The 22,155-nt window shown below is 69.0% G+C and carries 19 protein-coding genes and 5 pseudogenes; 13 read left to right on the forward strand and 11 right to left on the reverse strand.

Translation table 11 applies throughout. The features are described from left to right. Positions 1-11: 11 nt before the first annotated feature. Positions 12-278, reverse strand: a complete 267-nt coding sequence (locus Actob_RS19155) for a hypothetical protein (protein WP_284921628.1) — start codon at positions 276-278, stop codon at positions 12-14. Here Actob_RS19155 and Actob_RS19160 point away from each other — a divergent pair. The 5 genes from Actob_RS19160 (at position 264) to Actob_RS19180 (ending at position 3,881) form a co-directional block, all read left to right on the forward strand. Beyond that, entirely contained in the window at positions 264-716 is a 453-nt protein-coding gene (locus Actob_RS19160) for a hypothetical protein (protein WP_284921630.1), read from the forward strand. The two genes, Actob_RS19155 and Actob_RS19160, sit on opposite strands and share 15 nt — an antisense overlap. 441 nt (positions 717-1,157) lie before the next feature. After that, positions 1,158-1,856: a hypothetical protein gene (locus Actob_RS19165; RefSeq protein WP_284921631.1), complete on the forward strand. Its 699-nt coding sequence runs from the start codon at positions 1,158-1,160 to the stop codon at positions 1,854-1,856. A 33-nt stretch (positions 1,857-1,889) separates the two neighbouring features. Then, entirely contained in the window at positions 1,890-2,375 is a 486-nt protein-coding gene (locus Actob_RS19170) for a DUF6301 family protein (protein ID WP_284921633.1), read from the forward strand. Further along, positions 2,366-2,827, forward strand: coding sequence for a TY-Chap domain-containing protein (locus Actob_RS19175; protein WP_284921634.1), 462 nt, complete (start codon positions 2,366-2,368; stop codon positions 2,825-2,827). Before Actob_RS19170 ends, Actob_RS19175 begins: the two co-directional genes overlap by 10 nt. Positions 2,828-3,131: 304 nt before the next feature. Further along, on the forward strand, positions 3,132-3,881 hold the full coding sequence (locus Actob_RS19180) for an LPXTG cell wall anchor domain-containing protein (protein ID WP_284921635.1): 750 nt from the start codon (positions 3,132-3,134) through the stop codon (positions 3,879-3,881). Positions 3,882-4,146: 265 nt separating this feature from the next. Here the strand turns inward: Actob_RS19180 and Actob_RS19185 are convergent. Together Actob_RS19185 and Actob_RS19190 are read right to left on the reverse strand one after the other, a co-directional pair. After that, a pseudogene (locus Actob_RS19185) lies at positions 4,147-5,055 on the reverse strand (IS110 family transposase). A 1,279-nt stretch (positions 5,056-6,334) separates the two neighbouring features. Then, positions 6,335-6,649, reverse strand: a complete 315-nt coding sequence (locus Actob_RS19190) for a GlsB/YeaQ/YmgE family stress response membrane protein (protein ID WP_407653711.1) — start codon at positions 6,647-6,649, stop codon at positions 6,335-6,337. Positions 6,650-6,704: 55 nt separating this feature from the next. Here Actob_RS19190 and Actob_RS19195 point away from each other — a divergent pair. Beyond that, positions 6,705-7,037: pseudogene (locus tag Actob_RS19195) on the forward strand (IS982 family transposase); the annotation flags it as partial. 11 nt (positions 7,038-7,048) lie between these two features. Here Actob_RS19195 and Actob_RS44205 read toward each other — a convergent pair. Then, positions 7,049-7,333: pseudogene (locus Actob_RS44205) on the reverse strand (transposase); the annotation flags it as partial. 39 nt (positions 7,334-7,372) lie between these two features. Beyond that, entirely contained in the window at positions 7,373-7,675 is a 303-nt protein-coding gene (locus Actob_RS19205) for a hypothetical protein (RefSeq protein WP_284921638.1), read from the reverse strand. A 97-nt stretch (positions 7,676-7,772) separates the two neighbouring features. Here Actob_RS19205 and Actob_RS19210 point away from each other — a divergent pair. The 4 genes and pseudogenes from Actob_RS19210 to Actob_RS19225 form a co-directional block, all read left to right on the forward strand. After that, positions 7,773-8,033, forward strand: a pseudogene (locus tag Actob_RS19210) (IS110 family transposase); the annotation flags it as partial. Between the two features lie 797 nt (positions 8,034-8,830). Beyond that, positions 8,831-9,103 (forward strand): FeoA family protein, encoded by a 273-nt coding sequence (locus Actob_RS19215; protein WP_284921639.1) that lies wholly within the window; start codon positions 8,831-8,833, stop codon positions 9,101-9,103. Continuing rightward, on the forward strand, positions 9,100-11,055 hold the full coding sequence (gene feoB, locus Actob_RS19220; RefSeq protein WP_284921641.1) for a ferrous iron transporter B: 1,956 nt from the start codon (positions 9,100-9,102) through the stop codon (positions 11,053-11,055). Before Actob_RS19215 ends, feoB begins: the two co-directional genes overlap by 4 nt. Next, the gene (locus Actob_RS19225) at positions 11,055-11,588 is read left to right on the forward strand and encodes a NifU family protein (RefSeq protein ID WP_284921642.1); all 534 of its coding nucleotides are present in this window, start codon (positions 11,055-11,057) and stop codon (positions 11,586-11,588) included. Before feoB ends, Actob_RS19225 begins: the two co-directional genes overlap by 1 nt. Positions 11,589-11,654: 66 nt before the next feature. Here the strand turns inward: Actob_RS19225 and Actob_RS19230 are convergent, their stop codons facing one another. From Actob_RS19230 to Actob_RS19245, 4 genes are read right to left on the reverse strand one after another with little or no spacing between them, the layout of a single operon-like run. After that, on the reverse strand, positions 11,655-12,971 hold the full coding sequence (locus tag Actob_RS19230) for a multicopper oxidase domain-containing protein (protein WP_284921643.1): 1,317 nt from the start codon (positions 12,969-12,971) through the stop codon (positions 11,655-11,657). Continuing rightward, a complete protein-coding gene (locus Actob_RS19235; protein ID WP_284921644.1) occupies positions 12,968-14,176 on the reverse strand; it encodes a hypothetical protein in 1,209 nt (402 codons plus the stop codon). The genes Actob_RS19230 and Actob_RS19235 overlap by 4 nt, the downstream gene beginning before the upstream one ends. Beyond that, a complete protein-coding gene (locus Actob_RS19240) occupies positions 14,173-15,276 on the reverse strand; it encodes a hypothetical protein (RefSeq protein WP_284921646.1) in 1,104 nt (367 codons plus the stop codon). The genes Actob_RS19235 and Actob_RS19240 overlap by 4 nt, the downstream gene beginning before the upstream one ends. Further along, positions 15,276-15,986 carry a helix-turn-helix transcriptional regulator gene (locus Actob_RS19245; RefSeq protein WP_284922347.1) on the reverse strand — a complete coding sequence of 237 codons (711 nt, stop codon included), beginning with the start codon at positions 15,984-15,986 and terminating at the stop codon, positions 15,276-15,278. Before Actob_RS19245 ends, Actob_RS19240 begins: the two co-directional genes overlap by 1 nt. A 50-nt stretch (positions 15,987-16,036) precedes the next feature. Here Actob_RS19245 and Actob_RS19250 point away from each other — a divergent pair, with 50 nt between their 5' ends. Together Actob_RS19250 and Actob_RS19255 are read left to right on the forward strand one after the other, a co-directional pair. Further along, positions 16,037-16,855, forward strand: a complete 819-nt coding sequence (locus tag Actob_RS19250) for a DUF2249 domain-containing protein (RefSeq protein ID WP_284921647.1) — start codon at positions 16,037-16,039, stop codon at positions 16,853-16,855. A 61-nt stretch (positions 16,856-16,916) separates the two neighbouring features. Further along, positions 16,917-17,357: pseudogene (locus Actob_RS19255) on the forward strand (LuxR C-terminal-related transcriptional regulator); the annotation flags it as partial. Positions 17,358-17,486: 129 nt separating this feature from the next. Here the strand turns inward: Actob_RS19255 and hemG are convergent. After that, positions 17,487-18,851 carry a protoporphyrinogen oxidase gene (gene hemG / locus Actob_RS19260; protein ID WP_284921648.1) on the reverse strand — a complete coding sequence of 455 codons (1,365 nt, stop codon included), beginning with the start codon at positions 18,849-18,851 and terminating at the stop codon, positions 17,487-17,489. Positions 18,852-18,890: 39 nt separating this feature from the next. Beyond that, positions 18,891-20,297 (reverse strand): nitronate monooxygenase, encoded by a 1,407-nt coding sequence (locus Actob_RS19265; RefSeq protein WP_284922348.1) that lies wholly within the window; start codon positions 20,295-20,297, stop codon positions 18,891-18,893. Positions 20,298-20,743: 446 nt separating this feature from the next. On the opposite strand from Actob_RS19265, the gene Actob_RS19270 reads away from it, so the two are divergent. Continuing rightward, complete coding sequence (locus Actob_RS19270) at positions 20,744-21,973, forward strand: TIGR04053 family radical SAM/SPASM domain-containing protein (protein WP_407653674.1); 1,230 nt, start codon at positions 20,744-20,746, stop codon at positions 21,971-21,973. Positions 21,974-22,155 lie beyond the last annotated feature (182 nt).

Raw genomic sequence — 22,155 nt, forward strand, 5'->3', positions numbered from 1 at the left:
CTCTTGCACTATTAGTGGCGGCGAGACGTCAGTGACGTAGCTTTGGGTGCATGATCGTCGCGGAACGGCCACTGCAAACGCCGTGCGAGTGGTGCGGCGAGCTGGTCGAGCAGAACCCGACCGGCCGGTTGCTTCGCTACTGCCGCGGTCGCGCTTGCTGACAACGCGCGTACGAAACGCGCACCGCCCGGCGCCGCCTGCAGGCCGACGTCGACGCCGGCGTCATCCGCCAGCAGCCCGCCGAACGGATCGTCGAGCGCGTCGTGCGCGACCGGCACCCGCGCACCCCGCGCGACCGGCACCCGCGCACCCCGGCCGGTTGGGAGACCATGCTGGCCGCGCTCGCCGAGCAGTTCGCCGACGGCACCATCCAGGCGTGGCACGCGGACCGGATCCGCGCAGCCCTGGCCGTCGTCGAGCAGCAGATGGTCGCCGCACAAGCCCGGCTCGCCGGTCACTCCCGGGCCGCGGTGACCGGTTGTCCCGCCGGCCACAGCCTCGAGGCCGCGATCGCTGCCCGGATCGCGGCCGCCGCCGGCACGCTGCGGACCCGGCTCGGCCGCCTTGCCGCCGAGCTGGCCGCAGACATCAACCAGCTGCGGCACACGCTGATCGACCTCGAACACCGCGGCGTCATCACCGTCCGACAGCGCGGCGCCGTCACAGCCGTCGACGAATTGGCCGTGAACGCCCGCTGCGAGATCAGCACCCGCTGAACTACCCACCTTCTCCGCGCCTCCGTCATGCCTCACACGCGGATATGAGAGTGCGCATGCGCGTCTCATCCTTCATCAGCCCGGCCCCTGTCTGTCTCCATGTTCGGCTGTTCAAGGCAATCGCGGCGACGGCGTGGGGAGCGGCCTTAGAGCAGCAGGGGAGATCGGTGGCACTACCGAGGTTGGGCTTGGCGAGGACGCGAGGACGCGGTCAACACCTTCCGTACGGCGGACGGTGACCTGCTCGGCTACGGGCACGACGGGAAGACGCGGTTCGTCACCGACCCGTTCCGCAAACCGGAAGGCTGGGAGGTCACCGCCAGCAAGGAGAGCCTGCCCGACTACCAGCACGAGACCGAGCACGCGACGGCGATCGGCGCCGAGAGCGATAGCTATGCCGGGCACGCCGACCAGCTCAAACTCGACGCCGCCGATCGCGCGGTGAAGATGCAGACCGTCAACTCGATCCTCGGCACGATCGAGCCCCATGCCGGGCTGCCGGCGGAGAAGCTGGCGCCGGTCACCGCGAAGGACCTCAACGCCGCTAATCTGCAGGCGACCAGGGGGCGCCTGGCCATCGTGGCCATGGAGCATTCGGAACTGCGACCGCACATCGCCGAGCTGACCCGGTCCGCCAAGCAATGGTCGCAGACCCGCCACGATCGCACGATGGCGTCCAACCGCGTCGGCATGATCGCCGGACGTGAGTTCGCCATGCGGGAATTCGGCATAGCCAAAGACGACCTGCGCCGCGACGTGCTCGCCGAACCGAAACCCGGCGAGCTCGACATCTGGGGCCTGGGCCGCGACCGTGCGGGCCACCCCACGCTAGTCGTCGTCGAAGCCAAGGGCGGCAGCGCCGGCACCGAGGGCCGCGAACACCTGCAGCAGGGCAGCGGCCCCTACCTCGAACGGGTCATGCAGCTCGACCCGAACTTCCAGACCTTCCTGCACGACAACCCGACCATCGCCGCGCAAATCCGCTCCGGGGCCATCAAGGTGGAGTATTACCTGGTCAGCCAGGGACACGCGGACGCGGCCGGCAACGTGCCGGATGCCAAGGTGTCCCGGTTCGTGTTCAACACCGGTCACCCGAGGAACCTGTTCGACCCGCGCAACATCGACGCACCGAGCCGCTAGGGTGGACCAACGCGAGGACGCAGGGAGCTGAGAGTGGCCGAATGGCAAGCCCTCGACGAGGCCGGGGTGCTGCGTGTGGCACAGACCGTGCTGTCGGCGGAGCCGTGGCTGATGTCCGCTTCGCTGCCGGAGGCCGCAGCCGCACTCGGCTGGACGGTGACTTTCTTCGACCCCGACTACCCCGACCTGGGTGCGGTGCTCGACGCGGGCTACCAGCTCGGCCCGAAAAGCGGCTACCTCTCCCTCGATGACCAAGGCCGGGTCGAGTCCATCCTGGTGCACCTCAACGAAAGCGTCTCGGAGAGTGCCTTGGCGGCAGACGCGTTCAAACAGGATCTCTTCGCCGCCTCGGCATCCGCGTTGACCGGCGCCTACGGACGGCCGACCCGATCCATGCCCGGCGAGCGGCCGCAGCTGTGGTGGCAGCGAGACTCGACGTGGCTCGGTCTGATCACCGAGTCCGACGCCATCTCCCTGCAGCTGACGCCCCAGGAGCTGATGGTGGGCGAGTGGAAGTGACCACGCCGGACTGGGAGACGTTCCGGAACGGGTTGGCGAGCAGCGTAGCGGCCCTGCCCGACGGCGGTGTGCTCATCGTCGGTGATCGGGAACGGACGCCCTGTTTCGTGCAGTTCCTGTTCAGCCGGGATCAGATCGTCGCCGAGGTGGCCAGCGGCTGGGACCAGTTGGGCCGGCCGAACCTGAGCGACGAGGAGTTCGCGGCGCTGGAGCGGATCGGCTGGCCGCCGCCCGAGCGGGATCCCAGCCTCAACCACGGCCTGCGCCTGCCCTGGCCGGCCCGCTCGGCCGACTATCGCCGGGTGGCCGACATGTGCGTGGCCGCGCTGCGCGACGTGTTCGAGATCCCCTCGCCGGCGTCACTGTGCTACAAGGCCTTCGTCAGCCCGAGCGGTGACGCCCTGCTCATGCCTCGCCTCGGGATCCCTTCCCCGGCCGATTGGCGACTCTGAACCTGGAGATGCGGCGCGAGAGCCCTCAGCGAGGTCTGCAGCAGCCGGCACTCCTCCTCGGCGCCGCGGATGCCACTGAGGACTCCGTCGGGTCCGGAACGCCCTACCTGTCCCGGTTGGCCCGGGTCACCGTCCGGTGAAGACTGGCCCGGATCGCCGGGCTGGGCGTCAGCGGGCCGTTTCGCGTTACACCTGACGGGGCGGTAAGTGGCCAGTTTTGTCGATCTCCTCGGCCGATGGCTCAGAGAGGCGCGCTCTGTGGAACATGTGGCGTCGTCTCGATGTCATCTGAGGAGCACCAACCATGCGGACCCTCCCCGTCCTGCGCGTCACGGCCGCCGCGGCAGCAGGCGTCGCCGTCTCGTTCGGCGTCGCCCCGGCGGCGAACGCCACCGGCGGCACCATCCCGATCAACGGCGGCAATGTGCCGGCCACTGCCGCGAACTATGAGCACGAGTGCAGCGCGCAACTCGGCGGCGGCCCGTACCCCGGCAAGGATGTCTGGGTGTTCAACCTGCCCGGCAAGGCGGCCACGACGGGCAGCTTCACCTCCATCCGCGCCATGTTCGACACGAACGGCGACGGTAAGAGCGACTCCACTGTGGTGATCGACGCCGGAGCTGCGGACGGTGACGACATTGTCACGGTCGGGCACAGTAAGGCGTACGTCATCACCGACGCCGGCTGGACCCTGATCGATGCCAACGCCACGATCACCGGCAAAGCCGACAAATTCGTGCTGACCCACACCTGCGCGGCCACCGGCACCACCACGACCGGGCCGACCACCAAGCCGACGACCACCGCGTCGACGAGCAGCACGCCGACGAGCAGCACGCCGACCGAGTCGACCGCGCCGACCGGGTCCAGCTCGTCCAGCGGCAGCACCGGTGGCGGTAGCGGCGCCGAGGGTTCCGGGAGCGCCGAGGGTTCCGGGGAGGAGAGCCTGCCGGTCACCGGCCTGAACGTGGCGGGCGTGGCCGCGCTGGGCCTGGGCCTCGTGGGGGGCGGCGCCGCCCTGGTGCTGCGGCGCCGGCGACGCTTCATCGCCTGACCGCTGCCCCGGGGGCGTCTCGGTACTGCCGTCCTCGGGGATCACCTGCCCGGGCGGTAGCTCACCGAACACGTGAAACGGCGGCCACGCCGGCTTGCAGCCGGTCGTGACCGCCGTTCCGCACGTTGTGCCGAGATCGGGTCAGCGAGTGAGCCTGCTGGTCACGGCATGGTCGACGTCAGACGTTGTAGTGAGCCTTTTCAACCTGATCTTGCAGGTCGACGCGGGTCGGCAGGGGTGCAGGTAGGACTTCCCAATGGAAATGTCAAGCAGCGGTGCTTACCGTCGGTCTTGGTTGGTAGCACGCCCCGTCACGGATTAATGCCCATAGGACGTTGGCTCTGCGGCGAGCGAGGGACAGCACGGCTTGCTTGTGTCCCTGGCCTTCTGCGCGCTTGCGTTCGTAGTAGTCGCGTGCGAGGGGCATGAGCGCAGGCTGGCCATGGCCGAGAGGTAGAACGCTCGTAGGAGGCCGCGGTGATAGCGGCGGGGCCGGCGCATGTTGCCGCTGATCCGGCCGGAATCGCGTGGCACCGGCGACAGGCCGGCAAACGCCGCCAGCCGGTCGGCGGTGCCGAACGCCTTCACATCTCCGCCGGTGACAGTGATGAACGTGGCCCCGAGCAGCGGGCCCGTGCCGGGCAGGCTGCGGATGACTTCGGCGTGCGGGTGCTCGTGGAACCGGGCGTCGATCAGGGCGTCGACATCGCCGATCTCCTCGTCAAGGGTCATCACCGCGGCCGCGAGGCGGGCCACCATCGCAGCGGCCAACGCCTCGCCGGGCAGCGCGGTGTGTTGCGCCTGGGCCGTCGCCACAACGGCCTCCGCCACTGCGGCGGCACCCTTGACGTTGCGGTTCTTCAGCCAGGTTTCGATGCGCTTGGCGCCGCTGCGGCGGATGGCCGCCGACGCCCGGTGAACCGCCAGGCCGGTTAGGTAGACCATCGGCTGGTCACCGCCGAGCAGCAGACCGATCAGCAGAGCGGCTCCACCATGGTTGACGTCCACCGCCCACAGCACATCCTGCGAGATGGCAAGTACGTCGCTGATCAGCTCCAGCAGCTCAGCCTCGTCGTTCAATACCCTCCGACAACAGACGTTGCCCGTGCGCGTCGACCACCACGCAGTGGTGGTGCTCCTTGCCGATGTCGAATCCAGCCCAGATCCTCGCCACGGCCACCTCCGCCAGCTCGTCGTCACGACAGTCCTGCAGACGACCTCGCCGACGTTCTCCTTCACAGCGATCGAGTCGCGTATCCCCATGAGCGGTCGAGTCGTCGCGGAGCTACGGGCGGCCAAGTCGTTTGAGCCATCGATCGGCGGCAAGCTAACAGCCATACCCGTAACCCCCGGGCCCGACGATCCTACGAATGAGCGGCGCAGACCCGCGCTTGGAAGGTAGGGCAGGCTAAGTCCCGACGGAACTCGCGAATTGGTCCTGCAGGATGGCACCCGCGTCCGCGCCGACCGCACCGAAGTCGTCAGCGAGTAAACCCACGATCCACAAGGATCCCGAGCGCCCCGCCGGCTGGAGGGTGACTTCCTCACGGAACCAGCGCGGCCGCCGGTCAGTCTTGGTAGGGCACAGCGTCATAGGCGAGACCGTGGACCGCCCTGGACCCGGCGCGCGATTCATTGCTCTCGCATCGGAGATCGCGGATACCCTCGTCGAGTCGGCCGATCCGGATCATCCGCAAGCCTGGAACGCGATGACGATACCTTTCCCAGGCAACCGATCAGGCCCGTCATGGAGCGGTAGCCGTCGCGGCTGAGGATGACGACACCTAGCGCCACCGCGACAACGCCGGCCAGGATGAGCAGGACCGCGTTGCGCCGGTTGGCGCGCCGATCTCGCGCCGCCTGCGCGGAACTACAGGTCAGCGCGCCCATCGCCGCCCCGCAACCCGTGCACGTGAATTGCTGCCATTGGATGCCCTCCGCCGGACGCCGAGGCAGCGCAGTGAAGACCTCGCGGGAACCATGACGACAGCGGAGCCGGGCTCTGGGCAGTTCCGCGAAAGACGCTTCAGCCACGCGTGGCACCCTCCCTCGCTTGACCGGGCCGTCCACGGATTCCGCGACTTGCGGCGGACCAAGCCTGTAGATCCCGAGGAAGGTTACCGGCGCGGGGAGCGGACCGGTGCGCAGCAGTGCACCGCACACGGCAGTGCCGACGCGTGAATGCCGGCCCACCACCAGCTAGCGATCGCCTCGAGTTGAACCCGCGGAAGGGCGGTCGCTCAGCCGGCGGCATGCTCGGGGGTGGGCACGATCGTGACCTTCGGGTGTGACCGGCTGGCCAACGGCAGCCTTGTGCGTCCGGTCTGCACCGGTAGATATCAAGGCTCGCTCGACGGTGGTGAACCGCCTCGATTCGATTTGCCGCGGAGTGCCGAAGCCCGCTCTGGTGCAGGGCACCAGAGCGGGCTTGGCAAAGCGCTGCGAGCTACGAGTTACACGCGGCGACGGCCGTAGATGCCGGCGACAGCGCCGACACCGATGGCGGCGACGATGACCTGCAGGAGGATCTCGATCCAGTCGATGCCCTTGGTGATGTCGACGCCGAAGGCCTTGGCGAGGAACGTGCCGATGAAGGCGGCGACGATGCCGATGACGATGGTCAGCCAGATCGGGATGTGCTGCTTGCCCGGAACGACCAGACGGCCGAGCGCACCGATGATCAGGCCGATGACAATGGCGGTGATGATCCCGGAAACGTGCACGTCCAGCTCCTTGAGGTAAGTCGGGGGTGCTTCGATCCGCCTCATGCCCCATTCCGGCACCTGCCTAAACCAGCTGGCTCGGCCGGGGGTGTGCTGGGCGGTGGTCCTGGCCGACCGCCGGTTCGCCAGACCGCAGTTCGATCAGTTCTGCGACCTGAACGGGATTCACCTGGTCCGCCCGAAGCGCGCGAATGCCAAAACCGACGCGCCAGGCACCCCGGCTGAGCGGGCATTACTGCGTTGCCGCCAGTGGATCGAGTCGATCTTCCAAAGTCTGAAAGGGCAACTCTCCCTGGAACGTCACGGCGCCCGCCGGCACGACGGGTTGTTCGCCCGCGTGGGCCAGCGTTTACTCGCTCTGGCCGCCGTGATCTGGCACAACACCAACATCAACCCACCCCACCCAAGATCACTCATCGCGTACGACCATTGACCAGCAAAGATCTAGGATTCAGCCATCTTGTACTCCGGGTCCGTACCGTGATCGGTGTTTCCGGCTCTTCGGTCAGTAGGTTCGGCGGCCGGCCAGCGGTCACCGAAGGTGATGGCGAAGGCGTTCAGCACAGGCTTCCAGCGCATCGTCCATCGGGCGCGGCCGGTTCCTGTTGGGTCCAGGCTGCGGGTCACAAGGTACAGGCACTTCAGCGCGGCTTGCCCGCTCGGGAAGTGTCCCCGAGCTCGCACGGCCCGCCGATAGCGGGCATTCAACGACTCGATCGCATTCGTGGAGCACGTTCGTCCGCTCGCGGACCGCCGGCAGTCCGTTCGTCACCAGTGAGATGCGATGAAGCCGGCTATGGCCAAGGCGGCGGTGGCCAGTCCGATCCCACCGGCCTGCGCTCCGAGCACGGCAACGGACCGCGCTTTGTCGGCGCGTCGAGCAATCCAGATCGCGGCTGTCAACAGGGCCAGTGGGGTCAAGCAGACAACCGCTGAAATCCCCAACGCGGGGATCACCGCGTTCCATCCGTCTCGTTCGGGAAAGGCGCGCGTGAATGTCCACGCGCCTAGCACTAACGGAACGATGATCCAGGTGGCGGCAACAGCGAGAGCCCGTCCTTGACTGACCACGCCCGGGAATCTAGCCATCTGCGTCAATGCGGTGCAGTGTCCCACGATATGGATGTCCTCATCTAATAGGTTTTGTCAGCCTGCGGGTCAAGGACAGGTGCAGGATGGCTCCGGTAGCGGCCGGCGGCTGGCCCGGGCCCGGCTGCCCGAAGGGTTGGCAGGCATCACCCGGCTGCACGCGTTGATCGCCGAGCACCTGGCGGCATCCTGCGCGGATCTTGACCCGGTGCAGGGCGCCGGACGGGTGGGAATCGGAATCGAGACCGATCGGGGCACCTGGGTGCGGGCCCTGCTCGCGGCTGGTTATCGGGTCTATGCGATCAACCCGATGTCCTCGGCCCGCTATCGGGAACGGCATTCGACGCTTCATCGCCTGACCGCACCACCGAACGCCTCGGCGAGCAGATCGCCCTGCTGTCGGCCGAGTTGGCCCGCATCGACCATGAGCTGGCCGATCTGGCGACCACCCGCACCACGGTGCAGCATCTGACCATGAGCGAGTTCAGCGCGACGACCCGACCGTGATCAGCTCCGCCTACCAGCAGATCCTCGCCGTTGAAGGCTGAGCCAGGCGACGCCGAGAGCGGATCTTGTCAGCAAGTGGCTGCCGTGGTGGATCACCGGACCTTGCCGGTCGACTGTGTCCGGTCATGGGTTGTTCACAACATCTACACGGGGTTGCGGCGTTCATCCGCGTCCGTCCAAGGTCCGTCGCCGGATTTAGTTGGTCTCAGTGACTGAGCCTGGGGGATCTCGGAAGATGATGAAACTGGCCCGCAAACGACAGCCATTCGCGCTGGATGTGTGTCGGCTGCGGTTGCATCCGTTGCACTCGTGGGAGTCACCGGGCCGGCTCAGGCGGCCTGCCCGACCACCACCTTCACCGTGAAGTACGGCAACAGCTACGCGACCGGCAACATCACCTGGTTCAACCGGAGTGTAAGGCTTACCGGTGACCTCGCGGTCACCGTCGGCAATTGTCGGTGGGTAGAGGTCTTCGGTGTGCCGATACCTGGGTGATGGTGACCGCACATCGGATTCGCCCGAGCCGATGATCAGCCGACGACCGAGTCATGGCGTAGCTGTTCGATCTCCCCGCCTTCATAGGGACCAACGGCCATGGCAGGTTAACGAAGGCTTGCCTATGTTGGTCTCGTGACTCGAAGTCCGCAGCGGACCTTGCTCAGCACCGGTGTCCTCGCCGATGTGGCGCCCGGATGCCGGACGACCGTGGTGGGGGTGATTTCTGGCGCGCCCGAGGCGACGGTACGCCGCCTCGCCGATCTCGGATTCACCGCGGGCACCACGGTGGAGGTGGTGCGGCGGGCACCGCTGCGCGATCCGGTGATCTACCGGGTCCGGGACTACGACGTGTGCCTGCGCCGGGAGCAGGCAGCGCTGCTGCTGGTCGCGGAGTGCGTGTCGTGAGCGCCGCCTGCCACAGTGCCGGGGAAGCCGACGGTGTCGCCACCACCGAGCCGACGATCGCCCTGGCCGGCAGCCCGAACGCCGGGAAGACCAGCATCTTCAACGCGCTGACCGGACTGCGGGCGAAAACCGGCAACTATCCGGGCGTGACCGTGTCCCGGTTCGTGGGCAACGCCCGGATCGGCGGCCGCGACCTGATCGTCGAGGATCTGCCGGGGACGTACAGTCTCGAGGCGATCAGTCCGGACGAGCAGATCATGGTGGATGTGCTGGACGGGCGGATCGCCGGCGAGCGGCGTCCGGACGCTGTCCTCATCGTGGTGGACGCGACGACGCTGCGGCGGTCGCTGCGGTTCGTGGCGCAGGTGCTGGGACGGGGGCTGCCGGCCGCGGTGGCGGTGACCTTCACCGACGAGCTGGTGACCCGGCAGGGAAGCCTCGACCTGGAGGCGTTCGAGCAGGCGCTCGGCGTGCCGGTGGTGCGAGTCGTGGGAAACCGCGGCGGAGGCATCGACCGGCTGCGCGAGCTGATCGGCGACTGGCGACGGTGGCCGACGCCGGTGCTGGCGCCGCCGACCGACCCCGCCGAGCTGGACGCCTGGATCGACTCGGTGCTGACGTACGCCACCTACCAGCCCCCGGGGCGGCACACCGTCACGCAGCGGGTCGACTCCGTCCTTCTGCATCCGCTCTGGGGAACTATCGTCTTCCTCACCGTGATGGTCGTGTTCTTCCAGACCATTTTCGGGCTGGCCGCGCCGCTGCAGGGCTATGTCGAGTCGTTCTTCGGCTGGCTGTCCGGCCTGGTGGCCTCGCACGTGAGCAATCCCTGGCTGGGCGGCCTGCTCGGCGACGCGATCATCAGTGGGATCGGCGGGGTGCTCGTCTTCGTCCCGCAGATCATGCTGCTGTTCCTGCTGATCGCCTTCCTGGAGGGCGTCGGCTACATGTCGCGCGCCGCTTTCCTGATGGACCGGGTGATGGCGCGCGCCGGGCTGGAGGGCCGGGCGTTCGTCTCGCTGCTGTCGTCGTTCGCGTGCGCGATCCCGGGCATCATGGCGACCCGGACGCTGCCGTCGTCGCGGGACCGGCTGGCCACCATGATGGCCGCGCCGCTGATGACCTGCTCGGCGCGGCTGCCGGTGTACGTGCTGCTGATCGGCCTGCTGGTGGACCCGGCCGCGCGGGTCGGGCCGTTCGGTGTGCAGGGCCTGATCATGTTCGGGATGTACCTGCTCGGCGCGGTCTCGGCGATGCTCGCCGCCTGGGCGTTCCAGAAGATCGGCCGGGGCCGGGGCGCCACGCTGCCGTTCTACATGGAGATGCCGCCGTACCGGCTGCCGACCGTCCGCTCGGTGCTGATCGCGGTGAGCGACTCGGCGCGCTCGTTCGTCCGCAAGTGCACGACGATCATCACGGCCACCACGATCGCGCTGTGGCTGCTGCTCAACCTGCCCCTGCAGTCGGCCGGCGACCTGCGGGCGCACGGCGTCGACCCGGGCGACAAGACGGCGGTCACCGCGTATGTCGCCGACCACAGCTACGCGGCGGATCTGGGTCGCCTGGTCGAGCCGGTGTTCGCGCCGCTGGGCTTCGAATGGCGGATCAACATCGCGGTGCTGTCCGCCCAGTCGGCGCGCGAGACGTTCGTGGCCACCCTCGGCCAGGTCGCCGCGGCGGAGGACGCGGATCAGCCGGCCCAGGCGCTGCGTACCATGACGTACCCCGACGGCGGGCACGCCGGTGAGCGGGTCTTCACCGCGCCGACGATCGCCGCGCTGTTGGTCTACTTCGCGTTCGCGCTGCAGTGCATGGCGACCGTCGGCATCATGCGCCGGGAGACCGGCACCTGGAAGTGGCCGCTGATCGCGTTCGGCTACCTGACCACACTGGCCTGGCTCATGGCGTTCGCGGCGCACACGATCACCGCCCTGGTCACCGGGCTCGGCTGATGATCCCGATCCATCCGCAGGCCTGTCCGGGCCGGCCCGACCAGCTTCGCTGGATCACCCCGGCCGGCGCGCTTCCCGGTGCCGGGGAGGTGGTCGTGGCACCGGCGCCGCTCGACGCGCTGTTGCGCGACGGGACGCTCGCCCAGGTACGCGTCGAGCCGGCCGCCGTGCTGACCACGCTCGCCGTGGGGCGCGGCTGGCCGGTCGAGGGCGCCCGAGTCCGGTCGGCGGTGCACGCCGCCCTCGACGACCCGGACGGCTGGCAGATCATGAACGCCGCGACCGGTGACGAGGCGCTGCGGTCCGCCGCCGAGGCACTGCTCAACGGCTCGGCCGGCGACTTCGCCCGCTCGCACGGGGGACGCATCGAGCTCGTCGACGCCTGCGACGGCGTGGTGACGGTACGACTGCTCGGCACCTGCCACGGCTGCCCGGCGTCGGCGTTCACACTGCGTTCGCGCCTGGAGGAGCAACTCCGGCGCCGGTACCCGGGCCTGCGAGCCGTCGTCGAGGCCGGCGCGGCCCCGCGTTGAAACCCGGTGCGGCGACGAGCGGGTACTGGCCTGTCGCGCGCCGGTACACCACGTTCGTCGAGGTGCTCATCGGGCGGTGACCTCGATGATCCCGCGGGCCCCGCGGTCCGCATCGGACATCACGTGGCTGACGAACGGGTAGTGGCCCGCCTGGGGCAGAACCGTTTCCACGAAACCGCCGGCGGCCGGGACGAGGGGCAGGACCTGGGCACCGCCGGGGTCGGACGGTTCGAGTTGGTAGCGGCCCTCGGCGTACACGGTGTCGAACTGGGCGCCCACCACATGGAACGACGTGTCGCGGCTGGGTCCCGCGTCGAGGAGCCAGATCCGGACCCGGTCGCCGGCGCGTGCGGTCAGCGGGCGATGGGTGTATTGGGCCGCGTAGCCGTTGAAGACGACGGCGTCCGGCCGATCGGCCCGCATGGCGGCGATGTCGCCGCCCCGGTAGATCTCCGACTGCACCAGGAGGTATTCGCGGGCTACCGGCAGCAGCCCGGGTGGGTCGATGATGACGGCGCCGTACATGCCGTTGCCGAGGTGCAGCAGCATCGGCATGGTCGAGCAGTGGTACATCCAGATGCCGGCTCTGGTGGCGGTGAACCGGTAGATGAGGCTCTGGCCGGGTTCGATCGGCCGCATCGGTTCGTCCGGGGCGAGCGCACCGGCGTGGAAGTCGACGCCGTGGTCGACGTTGCCGTCGTTGGTCAGGGTGACCTCGAAGGTGTCACCGATGCGGCCGTGCAGGGTCGGTCCCGGCACGGTCCCGTTGTAGGTCCACATGCTTTGGCGTACGCCCGGCGCGACGTCGAGCTGTACCTCGCGGACGTGCAGGGCGACTTTGTGCAGACGTCCCGCCGGGACGGGCGGTACCGCCGCGTCCCGGGCTCGGAAGCCGGCGCCGGGATCGGCTAGGGTGTCGATCGCCGCGGTGGGTTCCGGTGCCGGCGCTGCGGTGCTGGTCTCGTGGGCGTGGCCGGTGGTGGCGATCGTGAGGGTCATTCCCGTCTGCCGGTGGCCCGGCAGCGAGCACCAGCCCTGTACCGGGCCGCCGATCACGCCGACGTCGAGGCGGGCGGTCCGACCGGCGCTGACCGGGCCGGTCTTCGCACCGGTGGCCAGGATCAGATCATGGCGGCGCTGGTCACGGTTGGTGAGGGCGATGATCAGCCGGTCGCCGGCGGGGACGATGAGCTGTGCCGGCTGAAAGCGCATGTCATCGACGGTCACTGCGATCGTAGTGGTGTGCCCGGTAGGGACGGTCGATGTCGTCGTGGTTGCGACCGGGCCGGTGCCGGTGGTGCGTTGCGCGGCGACGCCGGTGAGCACGGCGAGGACGACCAGGGCGAGGCCGGTGGCGACGCCGCCGAGGGGCCGGGTGGTCATGCGGGACGCCTCCGGTCGGTGAGCAGGATGCGCAGCACCGGGAGCAGGAGCTGCACCAGCGAGGCGAGAAGCAGGAAGGAGAGGGCGATTCGGACGTACGGGCCGGTCGGGAGCAGCAGCACGACCAGGGCGGCGTTGGTGGTGGCCAGGCGTTGCGGCCAGTGCCGGTCCAGGGCCGCGGTGCGTTCGCGGACCCGGGCCGGGCCGCCGCCCAGTGTCATCGGCAGTAGGTAGGCGAGGGCGCCGAGCAAAATCTGCGCCACGGAGCCGAGTAGCAGCGGCGTCAGTACCGAGCCGAAACGGTCGGCCGCCGCGTCCGGGCTGCCGGCGGTGGACAGCGTGCTCGCATCGACGACCAGCGCCACGAGCAGCCATCCCGTGCCCGCAGCGATCGACCATGCGGCGAACGACTCCGGCGGCTTGTGCCGGGCGGCGCGAACCGCCGGAACTGCTGTCACCACGACGGCCGTCGCGAACAGGACCAGTCCGGAGACGGCAATCGATGGCCACCAGGCCAGCACACCGACCGCGAGCAGGCCGATCGCGGTCACCGCGATGGGCAGGGCGAGGTGCGCGGCGCGCACCGCGGCCGAATCCATGCGCGTACGAAGCACTGTCGGCCAGAGGGTGAGGGCTGTGCCGAGCACCGTGAGCATGACCCAGCCGAGCAGGTTGATGTGGGCGTGGAAGAGCAGGATCCGCGTTCGGAGCGGGGCGTCGGCGACCAGCATCCAGGCACCGGCCGGAATCCCGGTCAGCAGCGCGCTCGCTCCGGCTCGGTAGTAGCGCACCGTCACCACGAACCGGGCGGGCAGCGCCGACCGCAGACGGGCGGTGAGCCAACCCAGGTGCGCGGCGATCGCGGCGAAAACAGCCACGGCGCCGCCGACCCCCACCCATGGCTGGTCGCCGCCGCCGCCGATGAACACGGCGATGACCCCGGCGTTCAGGACCACCAGGCGCAGGATCTCACCCCGATGGTGCGCGGGTGCCGGTACGTGCAGCACTGCGGCGGTGAAGTGCGCGCTCCACACTACGATCGCGTTCGTGACCGCCCCGAGCAGCAGCAGGTGGATGGCGAGCCAGCGCCAGGCGGGCACGAACGGATGGGCGAACGCGAGCACGACCAGGGCGCCGAGGTAGCCGACCGGCAGCAGAGCGGCGCGGCGGTGCCAGCCGGCGCGGCCGGACTCCAGCGGGCTCATGACCGCACCCGGGCGCGTCGCGATCGGGCCGATAGCGTGGCCGCGCACCCGAGAAAGAGCAACAGCGACGCCACGTTGGCCACCCCGGACCAGCGCCAGGCCGGTTCCAGCCCGGCGGCGTCGCCGACCGCGATCCGGACGACCAGGGAGCTGTGCAGCAGTGCCAGCGGCAGATAGAGCACCGGTCGGTAGGGGAGAGGGCGGCGCAGTACCGCGGGCAGAATCACCGGCGCGTGCACGAAGATCATCGAGATGGTGAAGCCGAGGAAGACGGCGTGCAAGCTCGCGTCGTACCGGGCACCGGAGGTGGCCGGTCCGGCGCCGGCCCACAGCAGTCCGGCCAGACCGAGCCAGACGTAGCCGGCCAGCAGCCCGGCGGCGACGTAGCGGGGCAGGCCGCTGCCGCGCACGGTGTGCCGGGCGACGTCGAACACGGCCAGCCAGGCAGTCAGTGCCAGCAGCCCCAGGCCGAACAGTTCGGTGCCCGGCTTCGGCCACAGAGCGGCAGCTGTGGCCCCGGTCAGCAGCGCGGCCAGGGCGGTGAGGAACCAGCGCTGCCCGCCCGGCGTGGTGAGCGCGACATGTGCCAGCTCCAGGCGTTCGCCGGCGATGGTGGCGACCACGAAGACCACCATCCACGGCACGATGCCGGCGATCGGGAGGCCGGCCAGCCAGAGCAGGGTCGCCGCGTACCAGGCGAACGCGCCGGTGGCCTGGGCGAGCAGGGCGGCTGACGGCTGCCGGCGCCAGAGAGCGCGGTAGATGCCCAGCAGCCCGACCGCCGCGGCCATCATCAGCAGTTTGCCTGGCAGGGCGGGGCCGGTGGTCAGCAGCAGCAGTGCGGCCATCGCGCTTGCCGCCGGGGCGAGCAGGCCGCCGCGGTGGCCGAGCGCCACTGCCCGCTCCAGCGCAATGAGGGTGCCGACGAAGCCGAAGACCATCACCGGCCCGTGCACGTCCTCGATCGGCGCGGCCGGAGGTGGCACCGTGACGCCAAGGAGCAGCAGCGCCGCGTACAGGCCGCCCAGCAGGGCGAGCGCCGAGGCGAGCAGGACCGGGACGCGCAAGCGCACCGGCAGCCCGGTGATCGCGGCTGGCATCACCGGTCCCCGGCGGTACGCCGGGCTGGCGGGAACAGCCGTACGACACAGGCGTGGGGTGCGCCGAACGGTTCCAGCATCGCCCGATCGCCGGCGACGCCCCGGTGCTCCAGCACACCTTGGGCGACGCCGGCATGCAGATTGCACATGGCCTCGGGATTCTGCGCGACCAATTCCAGGAACGGGCAGGTGCGCAGGTGTAGTTCGACGCTGTCCGAGTCCGGCTCGGCCGGGGGATGCTCGGGGCTGAAACCGAGACCCTCGAAGACGGTGGCCAAGGTCGCTGCCGGCGTGTCGCCCTCGGGCGCCGCCGCCGCCAGTTGTCGCCCCCAGTCCCGCCCGACGCGGACGGCCGTCTCCCGCATGTCGCGGCCGTCGGTGGGCAGGTGCTCCAGTAGTGCGGTGGCCAATGCCCGGTACGGTGCCGGTGCCGGGTCGGCGGCGGCCGCCCGGTAACGCCATGCGGGCCGGCCGGGCAGCCCGCCGCTGGGCCTGGCCTTCACGAGAAGGCCCGCTTCGACCAGCTGCTCGAGATGGGCGCGGGTGGTCGACAGATGCTGGCCGGTGGTGGCGGCGACATCGGCTGCGGTCAGCCCGGCGGCTGCGTCACGCACCAGCCGCAGGATCGCAACCCGGCTGGCTGATCCGAGAGCCCGGTGTCGCGGCGTGTCGATCGTCTCGCCGATCGGCCCTGTTCCCGAGGTTTTCACGATGATAGACGTTATAACGTCAAACGCCAGCAAAACTAGAGGAGCGCGCGATGTCACAGTCCGACCGGGCCGCCGCCGCCATCGTCAACCACCACGAACAGCTCGCCACCGCCCTGACCGAGCTGATCGCAAAGCTCATGGAGTCCGCGGAGACCGGCCGTCCGGATGCCGCCCGGCAGGCCCGCGACGAGCTGGTCAGCTGGGTACACACCGAACTGCTGCCACACGCGTACGCCGAGGAGAAGGAGCTCTATCCCGCCGCCGCCCGGCTGCCGCGGGCGAGCCTTCTGGTGCAGGGCATGCTCGCCGAGCATCAGGCCATCGCCGAACTGGTGACCGAACTGGAGACCACCCCGTCCCCGATCGCCGCCGCCGCCGCGGCCCGGGCCCTGCGCGCCGTGTTCGAGGTGCATCTGGCCAAGGAGAACGACCTCATCGTCCCCGCGCTGGTGAAGGCCGACGGCGTAGACCTCGCCGACCTGCTCGGCACCATGCACGACCTGCTCCGCGACCAGCCGGAAGCCACCGGCGGGTGCGGCTCCGGCGGCTGCGGCTGCGGTGGCGAGGTCAGCGGTACCGTCGCCGAGCCGGCCGCGGTGCTCAGCATCGACCGCCGCATCGACGTGCGACAGCTTCCCCACGCCGAGCGGCACGCCAGCGTCCTCGCCGCTCTCGACGCCGTCCCCGACGACGGTGCCCTCGTACTGATCGCCCCACACGCGCCGCTACCCCTGCTGTCGCAGATCGACCAGCGGTACGACGGACGGTTCACGACCGAATGGCTGCAGGACGGCCCGGACGTGTGGCAGGTGCGCCTGCATCGGTCGGCGGGCATCGCGACCCTGGCCGGCGCGGGCGCTGAAAGCTGACGACCTTCCCGACCGGGAAGCTCATTCGCTGAGGTGCCAACTGGCGGCTTACCTCACGCCGCTGACCTCTGAGGATGAGGAGGACCTGTTCGCCGCCATCCTGGCCGGAGCATCCGGCTACTTCTTCAAAAACACTCACGGTCGCGACCTGGTGCACGCGGTCCGCAGAATAGCGGCTGGCCATTCATTTCTCGACCAGGCAGTCGCTGAGCGGGTGCTGGCTCAATCCGACACCCGGGAATCTCCGCCCGATCGACTTGCCGCCCTGACGGGCAGGGAACGGCTAATTCTGGAATACCTCACTGAAGGGTTGACCAACCGCGATATTGCCGGGCGGCTGTCGCTTGCCGAGAAGACGGTGAAGAACAACGTGTCGCGCTTGTTGGCGAAGCTGGGGCTGGAACGACGGACACCAGCGGCGGTACTGGCCACCAGGATGATGGGTCAAACAACCCGACCCCTTCGCGCGGCCCTCCGGCCCGACCGCTATCTCACGGCGTAAGGGCGAGAAATTCCTGGGCGGAAGGCGTTCGGCTCACGATGGACGGATGCCGGCAAGACCCCCTAGCCGAGATCCTCGGTCCAGCCGACGATCTCGGCTAGGGGAAGCGGGTTGACGGACAGGCGTCGCCTACAGCATTCGCAGATAGTCGACTATGCCATCGGCGGCTGTTTCGCCGCTGACAATACAAGCGGGTATACCGATGCCGTCATACGCGGCACCCGCCAGCGCGATGCCGGGTGGCAGATTGTCTCTGAGGACAGCGACTCGCTCCTTGTGCTTGGTGCGGTATTGGGGAAGCCCGCCGTCCCAGCGTTGCACCCAGAAATCGGTCGGTGACGGTAAGCCGGCACGAAGCAGTGCGCTGAGTTCGCGGTGCGCCTGTCTGGCCAGGGCCGCGTCATCACGGTCAAGTCGTTGTTCCTCGCCGGCGTGGGCAAGAGAGGCCCGTATGATCACCGGTCCGTCAGGCCGGGCCGGATTCGCCCATTTGTGCGTGACAAATGTCGCTGCCTTGACCAGCGTGCCCTCCATCGACGGGACCAGGATGCCGGAGAGGTCCGGCAGTGGCGTGCCTGCCGGTAACGCCATGGCGACCAGTGCCACGCTCGCATAGGGCAGATCGAGTGCGGACCCGGCATCGGATGCGTTTGTCGCGCAGGTCAACAGTGGGAGGGCGGGCGCGGCCGGTACGGCGATCACCACCGCATCCACGTCGTCTGCCTGCGTCGACGGGGCCGAATCGGCCAGCAGTCGCCACCCCGTTCTCGTCGGCAGCAACCTTCGCACCGGTACGCCCAGCTCGATGCGAGCTCCGCTGGCTGCCGCGGCGGCTGTTACCAGCCGCCCCAGCCCGCCGATGACGGAGGCGAACATCGGGCGGTTGGACGGCCGTACGACGGCGGACTGCACGGCCCGCACCGCGGCGGCCAGGGTGTGCGCGCTGCGTGCCGCGGCGGCGAGCGCGGGCAGAGTGGCTTCCAGGGAGAGGGTGTCGGCGCTGCCCGCGTAGACGCCACCGAGGAGCGGATCGACGTGCCGGTCCACGACGTTGTCACCGCAGCGATCGCGGACGAGGGCGCCGACCGTGATGTCCTCGCCGGGGCCGAGCAGTGGTGCGCCCTTGTCCCGGTCGGAGTCGCCGGTGTCGCGGGGGATGCCCATCAGCGTGCCGCCCGGGATGGGATCGAGGTTTCCTCCGGCAGCCAGGGCCGCTGACCTCGCCGCGGGGTGTACGAGTGCGTCGCCCAGCCCGACCCGCTCGGCAAGGCGTACGGCCGCTGACGGGGTTCCGTCCGGCGAACTGGTCAGAAACGATTCGGCACCGCGCTCCACGGGGTTGCCGAGCAGTTCGCCGGTGCTCATCTTTCCCCCGAGGACGTCTCCCCTCTCGTAGATGACGATCTGAGTGCCCTGCGGCGCGAGGTCATGAATGCGAACGGCGGCGGCCAACCCGGCGATTCCGCCACCGATGACGGCGACACGTTTGGGCATGCCTTCCCCCTTTTTTGCGTTTCCACTAGCGGTGCGGTATCACGCCGCATTGTTCGGCGACGAACGATCGAGTAGATAGTTGATGACGTCGGTGGCGGTGTAGCCGTCGGCTGAGTGAGGCAGGTGTGCCACGAAGGTGACGTCCTGTCCTAGCGTCACCAGAGGGGGCTCCTCGTAGCCCCCCGGTCGCAGTTGACCGAATCCGACTGTGGCGGCCAGCCCGTTGCAGAGGCACCGGCTACCGGCGGTGTCCTCGATCAGGCCGCCTTTGCGGACGTATTCGTCGACCGGTTCTGCCGGACATCGGTAGCCGACTTCTCCCTCGGCCCGTCGGAACGCCGTCCGGAGATAACCGAGGTCGCACCGCCGCTGCCGGTGCTCGTAGATCTGTTCGTCCGCGGTAGTGCCGGCCATCGATACGACTTTGAACGGGAACCCGGTCGGTGACGCCCGGACGTCATTGCGTACGACCAAGCCGCCTTCAGTGGCTTGGCGCAGCAGTTGTCGCTTCACCGTGGCATCGAGTCCGGATTCGCGGCACAGTGCGAACGCGGTGCCCACCTGGATGCCCGCGGCGCCCGCTGCCCGTGCGTCGATCAGGCTCCGCGGGCTGGCTTGCCCTCCGGCCAGCCAGAAAGGCAAGCCGAGCGCGGCGACTTCGGGCACGTTGAGCTGATCGCGCGGTCCGTATACCGGCTCACCGTCACTGTCGAGGGTGAGCCGTCCCCGCGGCCGGGCACTGTGGCCGCCGGCGCCGGTCTGTTCCAGCACGAAACCGTCCGGTCGGGTGGCGTCGTCTCGTGCCAGGTACCCGGCTAGCGTGGCGGACGAGACGATCGCCAGCAGTCGCGGTCTTCGCAACGGCCCGGCCATCTCGCCCAGCAACGCGGCGGGGGAGAGGGTGACGTGGTGATCTTCGTCCGCCGACGTGCCCTGAACTGGCACGGACAACCGTGCGGGGCGATTCTCGGCGAGAGCGTCCAGCAGCCGTGGCACCTCAGTGGGTAGCCCGGCGCCCATGAGAACGTAGTCCACCCCGGCGAGCATCGCCCCGTACACCGCAGCCGGGTTGGCCATCGGGATCTTCTCGAGAAGGTTCACGCCGATCGGGCCGGCGTGGCCGTCCTTGGCGAGGAACACCTCGACGAAGTTCGCGATGACAGTCAGCAGGTGACCGTGGCGGCGAGGCCGCAGACCGAGCCGCGGCACCGGCCGAAACGGTGTCCCGTCGGCGATCCCCCCGGGCACGAAATAGCGGTCCAGCACGGATTGCGCCGCTGCGGGCACCGGAAAGCGCGCCAACGCGCGGCGCACGTGACCGCCCTCGTCACCGAGCTGCAGTCGCCGTGCGAGCAAGACGTCGAGGGCAACGCCAGAAACCACTCCGAGCTGCCCTGCCCGGGCCACGGCGGCAGCCAGAGGCCAGCCGGATACACCAACACCCATGCCGCCCTGAATGATCGAGGGGAGATCGGGGGGAACGGGTCTCTCGGCCGGTGTCTCTCCACGCCAGGGTTTCTCGGGCTGCTCCTCGGGGACTCCCATGTCCCCATTGGCTCATGATCGAGTTCGTGCGGGCGCCTGCCGGAGGACCCGGACACCGCAGGCCGAAGGTCCGGCGCGACTTCGACAGCCGGCTCAGGAACAGACCTTCACGCACCAGCCGGACGGCTCTGGCATGGCCGGTGGCACTCCGAACAGGGCTCTATTGCCCTGTCGAGCCGCAATCCGCTGATCGAGGATGATCCTCCGGGTCCCGATCGGTCGGCACGGCGAGGACTGGGTTCCGCAGGCCGGGCACGGTCTCGTCACGGAACGAGCGGCCTGTCCGATGTCACATTCGATCCGACCGGCCCATCGGGCGATAAGGGGCACTCCCTCAAGGAGGCGGGATGAGTCGGAGTATGGCGGTAGCGGGTAATGATGACATCGGGGGCGGGGTGCGCCCTGCCCGGGAGATCCGGGCTCCTCGTCACGACAGCGCCGACCGGCCGTTCATCGTGATCTGGGAGGCCACTCAGGCGTGTCCATTGGCATGCTTGCACTGCCGCGCTTCGGCACGGCCGCGACGCGACAGCGCAGAACTCGATACGGCCGAGGCCATCGGTCTGATGGAGCAGGTCGCCGCCTTCGGTCGCCCTGCACCGCTATTCGTGATCACCGGAGGCGACCCGTTCCAGCGACCGGACCTCACGGACCTGGTACGCCGGGGCACCGAGCTGGGCCTCGCGGTGTCGGTGTCGCCCTCGGGGACACCCACCCTGACCCGTGCGGCATTGGCGTCCTTGCATCAGGCGGGGGCCCGTGCCATCTCGCTCAGCGTGGACGCGGCCGGAGCAGCCGCGCACGACGGTTTCCGCGGCGCCGACGGCGTATTCGCGCTGACCATGCGAGCCTGGCGGGATGCCACCGAACTCGGCATGAAGGTGCAGATCAACACCACGGTCACCCGCGACACGGTGGCGGATCTTCCCGCCATCGCCGCACTGATCCGTGACCGCGGCGCGCTTCTCTGGAGCGTATTCTTTCTCGTTCCCACCGGACGCGGGCAAGCTTTAGGTAGCCTGGACGCCGCCCAGACCGAAGACGTATTGAACTTCCTCTACGACCTCGGCGAGACCATACCGGTCAAGACCACTGAAGCCCATCACTTCCGGCGAGTCTGCCTGCAGCGGGCAGCCTTGGCTCGCCGCGACGTTCCGGCAGCCGATGTGCTGACGCTGGGACCGCTGTATCACCAACTCCGGTACGGGCTGACCGAACTCGGCCTGCTGAGCGGCTCTCGCCGAGCACGGCGACCGCCGATGCATGTCAGCGCCGGTAATGGATTCGTGTTCATTTCGCATCGCGGCGACGTGCATCCTAGCGGTTTTCTGCCGGTGGCGGCGGGAAACGTTCGACGGCAGCCGTTGACCGAGATCTACCGCACCGCACCGTTGTTCACCGGACTGCGCGATCTCGATCGGCTGCAGGGCCGATGCGGCGTCTGTGAGTTCCGGAAGGTTTGCGGCGGATCTCGGGCCAGGGCCTACGCGACCACCGGAGACGTCTACGCGGAAGAACCGAGCTGTAGCTATCGTCCCGGTTCTTTTCCCTATCCCGCCGATACCGTACCTCGCTGACCATTGACCTCAGGCCTCTTCCCGGTTTCGGTGCCGGCACCCGAAGGTATCGACCGGCGCGAACCTGGCCAGCGACGGCAGGCGTCAGTGGAGTCCGGCCCCTGCCGACCGATGGGGAGGCCATCGTGCCTGCTGTGCGTTCGTGCCAACGGCATCGCCGATCGTAACGCTGAGATCTTTCC

The sequence above is a fragment of the Actinoplanes oblitus genome (assembly GCF_030252345.1).
Taxonomy (GTDB): domain Bacteria; phylum Actinomycetota; class Actinomycetes; order Mycobacteriales; family Micromonosporaceae; genus Actinoplanes; species Actinoplanes oblitus.